Annotated in this window: 6 protein-coding genes; 4 read left to right on the top strand and 2 right to left on the bottom strand. The window is 59.3% G+C overall.

Annotated features, from left to right (window positions below; all coding sequences use genetic code 11):
• The coding region (locus tag LJ738_RS02520; protein ID WP_227784751.1) for a post-COAP-1 domain-containing protein at nt 1-1,611 on the top strand (1,611 nt) is incomplete at its 5' end.
• 137 nt (nt 1,612-1,748) lie between these two features.
• Here the strand turns inward: LJ738_RS02520 and LJ738_RS02515 are convergent.
• Nucleotides 1,749-2,867: a mandelate racemase/muconate lactonizing enzyme family protein gene (locus LJ738_RS02515; RefSeq protein ID WP_227784750.1), complete on the bottom strand. Its 1,119-nt coding sequence runs from the start codon at nt 2,865-2,867 to the stop codon at nt 1,749-1,751.
• Between the two features lie 280 nt (nt 2,868-3,147).
• On the opposite strand from LJ738_RS02515, the gene LJ738_RS02510 reads away from it, so the two are divergent.
• On the top strand, nt 3,148-4,356 hold the full coding sequence (locus LJ738_RS02510) for a metal-dependent hydrolase family protein (RefSeq protein WP_227784749.1): 1,209 nt from the start codon (nt 3,148-3,150) through the stop codon (nt 4,354-4,356).
• 208 nt (nt 4,357-4,564) lie between these two features.
• Nucleotides 4,565-6,676, top strand: coding sequence for a tetratricopeptide repeat protein (locus tag LJ738_RS02505; protein WP_227784748.1), 2,112 nt, complete (start codon nt 4,565-4,567; stop codon nt 6,674-6,676).
• 23 nt (nt 6,677-6,699) lie between these two features.
• Here the strand turns inward: LJ738_RS02505 and LJ738_RS02500 are convergent, their stop codons facing one another.
• On the bottom strand, nt 6,700-7,413 hold the full coding sequence (locus LJ738_RS02500; RefSeq protein ID WP_227784747.1) for a head GIN domain-containing protein: 714 nt from the start codon (nt 7,411-7,413) through the stop codon (nt 6,700-6,702).
• Between the two features lie 327 nt (nt 7,414-7,740).
• Between LJ738_RS02500 and LJ738_RS02495 the strand changes: the two genes are divergently transcribed.
• Nucleotides 7,741-8,280: a hypothetical protein gene (locus LJ738_RS02495; protein WP_227784746.1), complete on the top strand. Its 540-nt coding sequence runs from the start codon at nt 7,741-7,743 to the stop codon at nt 8,278-8,280.
• Nucleotides 8,281-8,358 lie beyond the last annotated feature (78 nt).

Raw genomic sequence — 8,358 nt, 5'->3', positions numbered from 1 at the left:
TGGAACGTAACGGACGCCAACGGCAACGCCGCTGAGCAAGTGACGCAGACGGTGAAGGTGACCGACAACATCAAGCCTACGATTACCGCCCCGGACGCGGCTACGGCGTTTACCGCCACCACTGGCTGCTCAGCCAGCAATGTATCGTTGGGCACGCCAGTGACGGCGGACAACTGCACAGTGAAAAGCACGGTTGGCGAGCGCAGCGACAAGCTGGCCTTGACGGCGGCTTACCCCTTAGGCGTAACCACGGTTACTTGGACGGTTACTGACGGCTCGGGTAATACTGCCACGGCCATGCAGACGGTGACGGTGCGCGATAACATCAACCCCACGATTACCGCTCCGCTGGCAGTAACGGCCACTGCCAACACGGCCTGCACCGCGACCGGTGTGGCGCTTGGTACGCCGCAGACCGCAGACAATTGCACGGTGGCCACTGTGACAAACGATGCCCCGACGGCCTTCGCCCTGGGCGTGACCACGGTGACCTGGACCGTGACCGACGGCTCGGGCAACAAAGCCACGGCCACGCAAGTGGTAACCGTGACCAACACCGCTCCTGTTATCAAACCCATTACGGGCCCAAGCAGCCCCTTGAGCATCGCGGCTGCTACAGTTTCCTTGAGTGCGAGCTTTACTGACAATAACCTGAAGTCAGCTACCTGGGATTGGGATGATAATACCGCCATCACTCAGGGTGATTTAACCGCCAGCCCTGGTGCCGTAACGGGTACTCACAAGTACGCCACCCCAGGCGTTTATAAAGTAGCCCTCACATTGACGGATTTCTGCGGTCTGTCAACTACTCAGACGTATGAATACGTGGTGGTATACGACCCCAATGGCGGCTTTGTCACCGGCGGCGGTTGGATTAACTCACCCATACTGGATTTCCCTTTGATGAAAGTTGGCGGAAAAGCTACCTTCGGTTTTGTAGCCAAGTACAAAAAAGGCTCTACAGTCCAGGTTGACGGTGATACTGAGTTCCAGTTCCAGGCAGGTAATGTGAACTTTAAGAGTACTTCACTCACGGACATGCGCCTTGTGATTTCGGGAGACCGTGCCAGCTATAAAGGAGTTGGTACCATCAATGGCTCGGGTAATTACGGCTTCATGGTCTCGGCTGTTGACGGAGACTTAAAGGGTAGGAACCCGGACACCTTCCGGATGAAAATCTGGGAAGTTGCCGGCGGGAAAGTTGTTTATGACAACCAAAATGGCGCTAGTGAAGACGATGCAGCTACAATGGTCCTGGGAGGTGGCTCTATTGTAATCCACTCACCAGACAAAGGCACAGCTTCTAACGTTGTTGCTGCCGATGTAGAGAATGTTGTGGGAACAGTAGCTAGCAACCTCCTCGAAATCTACCCGAACCCGATGGCTGAGCAGGCCACCATCCACTTCCATACGGTGAAGGGTGGCAAAGCTCAGGTGTACCTCTACAACCAGCTGGGTGAACTGGTAACCACGGTTTACAATGCCGAAGTTGAAAGCGGCCGCGAATACTACCTGCCGCTCTCGAGAGAGAACATTGCGGATGGGGTGTACTTCTGCCGCATGATTACGAATGGCAAAGTGGTAAACCAGCGCATTACCATCATGAGATAGCGGAGGTTACTAGAGTAACTTAGTTATTAATTTAAAAAGGCAGCCAGGAATATCCTGGCTGCCTTTTTGGTTGTTGGGGCTGAGGGGTAGTAGTAGATGTGCTGAGTTTGAGCACTGGGTTATGGTTTGTTTTAAACTCAGTCAAATACCCGCTTCTCGGCGTGTCGCAGATACTGCTCGTCGATAACGGCGCCCAGGCCCGGCACTGTGGGTACCTCAAGTACGCCATTGGCTAGGTACTGAATGCCACCCAGGACTGGGTCTTCAGTGTACATCAACGGGGTGTCGAAATCGCAGTGGTGGATAGCGTCGTTGGTGAGGGCCAGGTGCGCGGCCGCTGTCATGCCCAGGCGGGATTCCATAAAGCCGCCGACCTGCAGGGTCATGCCAGCGGCGGCGCCCAGCTCAACAATCTTCTGGGCCTTGTGCAGCCCCGAGGCCTTGCCCAGCTTGACGTTGAACTGCGGGCAGGCGCGCAGCTGAATCAGACGCGCGGCGTCGTGTTCGTCGCCGCAGCTTTCGTCGGCCATGATGGGAATGGGAGAAGCCGCCGATACCCGGCCCAGGTCCATGAACAGGTGGCGGGAAATGGGCTCTTCGCAGTGGTCGATGCGGTAGGGGGCCAAGGCCTGGAGCACGGCAATGGCTGCGTCGGCGGTGTGCCAGCCCTGGTTGGCGTCGATGCGCAGGGGGTGGTCGGGACCGATGCCTTCCCGGATGGCCCGGATGCGCGCCACGTCGGCTTCTAGGGTTTCGCCCAGCTTCACTTTGATGGCCGGAAAGCCCTGCTGCTGAAACCGGATGGCGTCGGCCTGCATTTTCTCGGGCGACCCGAGGCTCACGGTCATGTCGGTAGTGAGCACCTTATCGGCGTGCCCGCCCAGGTAGGCGTAGAGCGGCACGCCGGCGTGCTGGGCGGCCACGTCGTGCAGGGCCATATCGAAGGCACTTTTGATGCTGCTGTTGCCGTAGATGATGCGGTTCATCAGGGCCACGCAGCCGGCAATGTCAAGCGCATCGTGCCCGTGCAGGCCCTGCGCCAAATATTGAGCTACCGCAAAGCAGGTATCAATGCTTTCGCCATTGATGGTGAGGTAGGGGCTGCATTCGCCGTAGCCGGTGCAGCCGTCGGCCGTCCGAATCCGGATGACGACATTCTGCACCTCGTTGATGGGGCCCAATGAGATGACAAACGGCTCCTTCAGCGGGAGAAACAGCTTGAAAATTTCAATGGATTGGATGGTGGAATTCAGCATGGCGCGGGATAAGGCGGGGTGTACAAAGCTGCCGGATGCCGTGAATCATACCAAGCAAGCCGGCTTTTTAGAAAGAACACAATGTAACGGGCGAAGCCAATCCAGTAGCTTCGTTCCATCATCCTTTTTACGCTAATCGAAAGTGCTAATGTTGTCGAACACTGGCTGGTGCCCCCGAAAGCCCAGCCCCCGCATTACCCACAAAAAAGGTATACACTTTAAGAGGTTGAGCTGGAGCGTGCTCTTAGTTTGCTTTGCCGGCGCACTGCATGCCCAAACCATGGCCGAGCCCGCCACGCTGCTGCGTCCGGCCGCCGTGTTCGATGGCCAGGCCATGCACGCTGGCTGGGCAGTGCTGGTCGAAAACGATAAGATTACAGCGGCTGGGCCAGCGGCGCAAGTGGCTTTGCCGGCCGGTGGGCGCACCCTCGACCTGCCGGGCCTCACCCTGATGCCGGGCCTGATTGAGGGCCATTCGCACCTGCTGCTGCACCCCTACAACGAAACGCCCTGGAACGACCAGGTGCTGCTCGAGTCGCAGGCGCTGCGGGTGGCGCGGGCCACGGTGCACGCCCAGCGCACGCTGCTGGCCGGCTTCACCACCGCCCGCGATTTGGGCACCGAGGGCGCGGACTACGCCGACGTGGGACTGAAGCAGGCCATTAACCAGGGTATCATTCCCGGGCCGCGCCTGCTGGTGGCCACCCGTGCACTGGTAGCCACGGGTAGCTACGGCCCCAAGCTCTCGACCGACGTCGATGTGCCCCAGGGTGCGCAGGAAGCCGATGGCGTGGATGGCATTGTGCGGGCCGTGCGCGAGCAAATCGGCAAGGGCGCCGATGTTATCAAGGTGTACGCCGATTACCGCTGGGGCCTGAATAGCACGGCCCAACCCACATTTTCGCAAGAGGAATTAACGTTGATTGTGCAAACGGCGCGCTCGGCGGGCCGCGGCGTGGTGGCCCACGCCAGCACGCCCGAGGGGATGCGGCGCGCCATCCTAGCCGGCGTCGAAACCATTGAGCACGGCGACGACGGCACCCCCGAAATCTTTAAGCTGATGAAGCAGCGCGGCGTGGCGCTGTGCCCCACCGTGGCCGCTGGCGATGCCATCGCCCAATACCGGGGCTGGAAGAAGGGGCAGGGCCCCGTGCCGGTTCGCATCGAGCAAAAGCACCAGAGCGTGCAAGCTGCCCTCAAAGCCGGCGTGACGCTGGCCATGGGTGGCGACGTGGGCGTATTCCCCCACGGCGACAACGCCCGGGAGATGGAGCAGCTGGTGAAGGAATTCGGCCTCACGCCGCTGCAAGTGTTGCGCCAGGCTACCAGCGGCAACGCCCAGATTTTCCACCTCACCGACCGCGGCAGCATCCGCCCCGGCCTGCTGGCCGACCTGGTGGCCGTGGCCGGCGACCCCACCCAAGACGTGGGCGCCGTGCGCAAAGTGCAGCTGGTGATGAAAGGTGGCGTGCTCTACAAACAGCCGTGAGCCGTTGAGCTGCGCCGAAACCGGCTGCTAATTACCGGAGCTGAAATTGAGCTGAATAGTGCGTGAAAGTGGGCTAATGCTGAAGGCCACGAAGGCCACGCTTCGCGTTGTTATTGTCATTGCCTTATAAAGAGATTTTTTAACGGCTTAATAGATTAAAATCAATATCTTAACGGTGGGTTGCATTTGCTGGCACTGACCGTTCCGTATGAAAAAACTGCTCTTCATCTGCTGGCTCATGGCACTGGCAGCAACTGCGCAGGGGCAGGCCCAGGTCACCGCGCGCCTGCAGGCTGCCGTGCGGAACCACGTGCAGGCCGATACCGGGCGCGTGAACCTGCTCAATGCGCTGGCTTTTGCTCAATATGCGACTGCGCCCCAGCAAACCTTCGCGGCTTACCAGGAAGTCCTTCCCCTTGCCCGCCGATTGCACTATGCCTCCGGGGAAGCGGTAGCACTACTGGGATTGGGTTTTTATCATCGGTTTCGAAACGAGTACGGGCCCGCAATAGCCTATACGCAACAAGCGCAGCAGATATTCCGGCGGCTCGGCGACGGCCTGAACCTGGTGAAATGCCTGTATAATCTATCGTATATCGAATTTGGGCAAGGCCACTTTGCACAAGCTATGGCCTACAGCTTGGACGGCTTGCGCCAGGCCGAAGCCGTGCACAATAAGCATTGGGCCATTTTGCTCTATAGCCAACTGGGCAATACCTGCCTGCAGATGGGGGAGTATGACAAGGCCCGCCAGTACCTAGTGCACGGCCTACACCTGGCCGAGCCGGCAGGTGACCTGAACGGTATTTCCCACTGCGCCTTGATTCTGGGCGACGTGTACCGCCAGCAAGGCCACTGGGCGCAGGCCCGTCGGTATTACGAGCGGGGCTTGGCAACTTCCACTGGGAACTCCGCAGATAAAGGCATTACCCTGACCCTCCTGCGAATTGGGGCCATGGACGAGCGAATGGGGCTTTACCGGGAAGCCTTCGCTACGGGCTTCCGCATTTTGCGCCGGATAAAGCGACTGAGTGACGTGGGCAGCCTGCCCGAGGCCCAACTGCTCCTGGCCCAGGCACACCTGCACTCGGGGCGGCCCGATAGCGCCCTGATGTACGGGCGGCAGGCATTGCGGGCCGGCCGGCGCAGCGGCACCAAAAGCACCAGCCGTGACGCCTGCGAGGTACTGGCGGAAGCCAGTGCCCGGCTGGGGCACTTCGCCGATGCCTACCGCTACCACGTGTCGTTTAAAGCGTATCAGGACAGCCTCAATAGCCAGGACCTCAGCCGCCGTACGGCCGCGCTGCAATACCAGTTTGAGTTGGATAAGAAGCAGTCCCAAATCCGGTTGTTGACCCGCAACGAGCAGTTGATTCGGCAGAAAAATCAGCAGCAACGCTGGCTGCTGCTCGGGGCATTGGTGGGCTTGGCGGCAGTAGGCGGCCTGAGCGGCCTGCTCTGGCGCAACAACCGAGCGAAGCAGCGAGCCAATGCCCGGCTCGAACAGCAGCAGCAGGCCCTAAAGGCCGCGCAGGCCCAACTTATTCAAAAAGAGAAGATGGCCTCGCTGGGCGAACTCACGGCGGGCATTGCCCACGAGATGCAGAACCCACTCAATTTTGTCAACAACTTCGCCGATGTGTCAGCGGAGCTTGTCGAAGAGTTGGCGGAGGAGCACCAACGCATCGCCCGCGATACGGCGCTGGAAACCGAGCTCATGGACAGTTTGCGGCAGAACCTGCACAAAATCAGCGGCCACGGGCGCCGGGCGGCCCGCATCGTCTCCGGCATGCTGGAGCACGCCCGCCCAATCAGCGGCGTGCGCCAGCCCACCGACCTAAATGCACTGGTAGCAGAATACCTACGGCTCGCGGCCCACGGCCCACACACAACGGCCCCCGCCTTCCACCCCACGCTCATCACCGACTTTGCGGCCAATTTGGGCTTGGTCGAGGTCGTGCCCCAGGAAATTGGGCGGGTGTTGCTGAATGTGTACGCCAATGCCCTCTACGCCGTGCAGCAAAAAGCTGCCACTCTCGGCCCAACGTACCACCCCGAAATCGTAGTCAGCACGCGGCGTTGCGCGGCGCAGGTCGAAATCCGGGTGCGCGATAATGGGGTGGGCATGCCCGCGGCGGTGAAGGAAAAGGCATTTCAGCCCTTCTTCACGACCAAGCCGGCGGGCGAGGGTACCGGCTTGGGCCTCTCGCTTAGCTATGACATCATTACCCAAGGCCACGGCGGCACGCTCAGCCTAAAATCTCTGGAAGGAGAATGCACCGAAGTGGTACTGGCGTTTCCCCTGGCTCAAGCCACTTGACAAGTGCCCACGACTATGTTTCTTCACTGTACCCGGCGCACGCTGCCACCACCGCTGTGCGAAGCATTGACCAAGCGCGCGTTGCCCTTGTAGCGCACGTCGCTGCCACCGGAAGCGCTGGAGTTGAGCTCGCCTTCGACGGATATCTTGACATCGGAGCCGCCGCTGGCATTTACGCTGGCGGTATTGCTTTGCAGGGCAAACGCGTTGTAGTCGGAGCCGCCGCTTACCTCTACTTTCTGGCGGTCGACGCGGCCGGCCAGGTCCACATCGCTGCCGCCCGAAGCCACGCTGCGCAAGGTCTTGGCGGTTAGGGTGAGTTTTACGTCGGAGCCGCCGCTGGCTTGCAGGTTAAAATCGTCGGCGGTGAAATCGGATTCGCCTTTGGCATCGGCGCCTCCGCTTAGGGCCAGGCCCGTAAGGCGGGGGCAGGTGATGTATACGTTCACGTGGCCCTTGCTTTTCAGCAGGTTCTGCCACGAGTAATTCCGCTCCCAGCCGATTTTCAGGGTGCCGTCCTCCACTTCCGTCACCACGTGCTCCTGGGCTTCCGGCGAGGCTTCCACCACCACCTTGGTGTTGGAGCCTTGGGTCAGGTAGACATCAATGCCACCGCTGGACTGCACCACCTGGAAGTTGCCCACCTGGCGGGACTGCTTTACCTGGGCCTGCGCCGTGCAGGAAGCAAGGGTGACGGCCGCAATGGCCAACGTGGAGGATAAAACAGAAATTTTCATGGCAAAAGCAGAATAAAGGTGTGGTGCGATAGATGCCTGAACGCGCCCTGGGGTTGCCTGATGGTTTCGGGCTCGCCAGTACGGGTTTAGCGCATGGAAATTACACCTGAAAGCGGCAAAATTCTATGTCAGTTACCGCCTGCTATTGCGGTTGAGCTAAAATTGAGCTGTTTAATGACCAGCTAATAATTCGCGCTTAACTACTACTTTGTGCGGCTTTACAGCTTAGCTTATTATTTATAAAAAACAGCTCTGTGCTACTAAAAATGCCTGTTGCTTCGTAGTTTTACTGCTATTCTGTTTTCTCTAAATAATACTTTTTCATTGATGAAGCTTACTCTACGCAGTCTACTGGTTGCCGCTTTGTTGAAAATGGCTGTTGTGTCGGCCCACGCCCAAACGGCTCCGCCCGCCGCCGAGCCCGCAGCGGCAGTTGCGCCCGCCAGCGCCGTGCCGGCAGCTCCCGCCGCCATCGCGGAGCCGCTGCTTTCGCCCGAGCTCGCCAAAGGCAAATACAAGGATTATTTGAACGTGCGCTACGCCGCCGATAAGGAAGCCCGGGCTGCCGTGCACATGTTTAACCGCAAGCAAACCGGCGGGGTGGTATGGCTGGTGGGAGGTGGAGCCTTTCTTGGCTTTTTAACTTCACAGACCGGCACCAAGACCGATGCCAACGGTGTGACTACTACGTTCACCATCTCGCCGTTCGGGTACCTCGTGTTTGCAGGCCTGCCCGTTGCGCTTGCCATCGGCAAGTTTTCGCGCTTCAACAACGGCGAGCTGTACAAAATGCTCCGGGAATACGATAAAACCCACAAACTGCCCGGCTACGTGGTAGCGAAGCTGGGCAAGTCGGACTACGAATAGGACGGCTTTTCGGAAGCACTGAATCGTGCGTCGCGCCAGATGGGCGGCTACGAAGCGGCGGGTCTGGCTGAAACACAA

It is taken from the genome of Hymenobacter plasmatis (assembly GCF_020711255.1).
Taxonomy (GTDB): domain Bacteria; phylum Bacteroidota; class Bacteroidia; order Cytophagales; family Hymenobacteraceae; genus Hymenobacter.
The sequence above is the reverse complement of the archived record's forward strand: the minus strand, read 5'-3'. Positions and strand labels throughout refer to the sequence as shown.

Coding starts and splice junctions, on each gene's coding strand:
- LJ738_RS02515 (WP_227784750.1), bottom strand. CDS start 2,867: ATGCTGAATTCCACCATCCAATCCATTGAAATTTTCAAGCTGTTTCTC.
- LJ738_RS02505 (WP_227784748.1), top strand. CDS start 4,565: ATGAAAAAACTGCTCTTCATCTGCTGGCTCATGGCACTGGCAGCAACT.
- LJ738_RS02495 (WP_227784746.1), top strand. CDS start 7,741: ATGAAGCTTACTCTACGCAGTCTACTGGTTGCCGCTTTGTTGAAAATG.
- LJ738_RS02500 (WP_227784747.1), bottom strand. CDS start 7,413: ATGAAAATTTCTGTTTTATCCTCCACGTTGGCCATTGCGGCCGTCACC.
- LJ738_RS02510 (WP_227784749.1), top strand. CDS start 3,148: ATGGCCGAGCCCGCCACGCTGCTGCGTCCGGCCGCCGTGTTCGATGGC.